This is a genomic window from Ruminococcus sp. (assembly GCF_016283395.1).
Map to the genome: position 1 here is coordinate 1 of NZ_JAEEMU010000022.1, position 2,061 is coordinate 2,061.

Here is a 2,061-nt window from a genome sequence, read left to right on the forward strand (position 1 = left end):
TACAATATTATGATTTTTATACCACTTTGGGCACCTGCACAATTTCACCCGCCATTATAGAGCTTCTCACTGTATAACTTGCACTATTGCTGCAAAAAAGAGCATATAAAAGCCCGTAAGCAGTTACCTCAACCGCTTACGGGCATAAAAACTATATCATGTATTTTCAATATAAATGACGAATTCCATTTCGGAAGTCTCTTCGAGACGTCTGACATAAACTCTGCCACCAAGAGCCTTTATAGTTTCATTGGCAACGTACATACCTATACCGCTGCCTTCTTTATCGGAAGCATTTGAACCTCTCCAGTAGCTTCTGAATATATAAGGCAGTTCCTTTTCTGGCAGAAGCTCGCCGCTGTTCCTTACAGATATGCCGAAACCCTCGTCTTGCTTTGTGAATGTCACCTTTATGCCTTTACCGTCACCATACTTCACAGCGTTTTCCAGTATCTGGCTTATAGTACGGTAAAGAGCGTATTTATCGCTTTCCATTACAGAACGGCTGCTGCACTCGACTTCAAATGGTATCCTTTTCATAGCCATTCTGTCTTTATACTCATTTCTCACAAGCTCAGCAAGCTCCATAACCGAGAAACGCCTTATCTCAAGATCGGCGACCGCAGCCGATGAAGCTGATGATCTGAGAAGTTCAGCCGCAATTGCTTCTATCTTCTCAGTATTTTTGTCAATTTTATCCGCAATATTCACTATCATATCATGGTCAGATGAATAAAGTCCTGTCCTTACTGCATCGGTATAAAGACGTATATTCGACACAGGAGTTTTTACTCCGTGTGCGATCGACGAAACAAGAGTACGCCTCTGTCCCTCAAGCTCATTTATACGCTTAGTGCTTGACGTAAGCACATCAGACAGCATATTCATACCCCATATATACCGACCGAAGTACCTGTTCCTGCTTTCGGGCAGCCTCTGTATATCACGCAGCCGAGCCAGACGCTCAGGATAGTCCGACAGCCGTCTGAACGGAACTATCACAGCAAACCACATATACAGCGCGTGAACAAGTATTATCAAAAAGCTGACTATTATAACGATATTTCCCACAAGGAGCACATGACCTATGTCATCTTCAATGTAGCAGTATTCAATAAAGCCTGTTATTTCACCCTTATCATTATATAAGGAGCAAAGTGCCCTGCTCTTGTCAACAGATGCATAAAAAACTTCTTTCCCGTCACTTTGAACAGGTATGAACCTGATATCATCAGGCAGGTCATCGCCGTACTCAATCTTCCATTTCCCCATATTCGAGGAGATCAGGCTTTCTGCGTCCTCACTGCCCTCGGCTATCATTGCCGAAATTTCGGAATTTATTCTGTTAACAGCTATGTTTCTGTCACTTATCTCAGCGGATATCAGCTTTCTGCACCCTATATTGAACCCCAGAGCTACAGCCGCAAGAGTGACCATAAGTATTATCATAATCTTCTTCATCGGCTTGCCCCAAATCTGTAGCCGACCTTCCAGACGGTCTGTATTATCTCGGGAGAATTCGGGTCTTTTTCAAGTTTTTCCCTCAGCCAGCGTATGTGTACACTTACCGTACTCTGCTCTGTAAAACAGTCGTAGCCCCAGACCGCGTTAAAAAGCTCGTCCTTGCTGACAGCTTCCCCCTCATGCTGCATGAGATACTGCAAAAGCTCAAACTCCTTTACATTAAGTTTAAGTTCTTTACCGCCTGATGTTACACGCCGCGAGACTGTATCAAGCTCCACACCGCAGCTTTTCAGTATACCTGTACTGCTGCTTTCGGCATTTCCTCTCTTCATAAGTGCCCGTATCTTCGCAGTAAGTACTCTTACCGAGAACGGTTTGTCGATATAATCATCAGCTCCCGTCTCATACCCGAGGAGCTTGCTCTCCTCATCGGTAAGTGCGCTCATCATCAATATAGGGATATCCCTTATACTGCGTATGGCTGTGCAGGTCTCATAGCCGTTCATTTTCGGCAGCATAACGTCCAGTAGCACAACTCTGCACTCTTCCCCTTCAAGCAGCTCAAGGGCTGTCTCGGCATCAGCGCAAAGCTTTTCC

At 44.6% G+C, this 2,061-nt stretch carries 2 protein-coding genes; both read right to left on the reverse strand.

Annotated elements, in window-relative coordinates; genetic code table 11:
• Window positions 1-156: 156 nt before the first annotated feature.
• On the reverse strand, window positions 157-1,461 hold the full coding sequence (locus tag QZZ41_RS00440; protein WP_295066652.1) for a HAMP domain-containing sensor histidine kinase: 1,305 nt from the start codon (window positions 1,459-1,461) through the stop codon (window positions 157-159).
• Window positions 1,458-2,061 (reverse strand): response regulator transcription factor (locus tag QZZ41_RS00445; protein ID WP_295066654.1); only part of this gene is annotated, 604 nt, incomplete at its 5' end. The genes QZZ41_RS00445 and QZZ41_RS00440, both read right to left, overlap by 4 nt.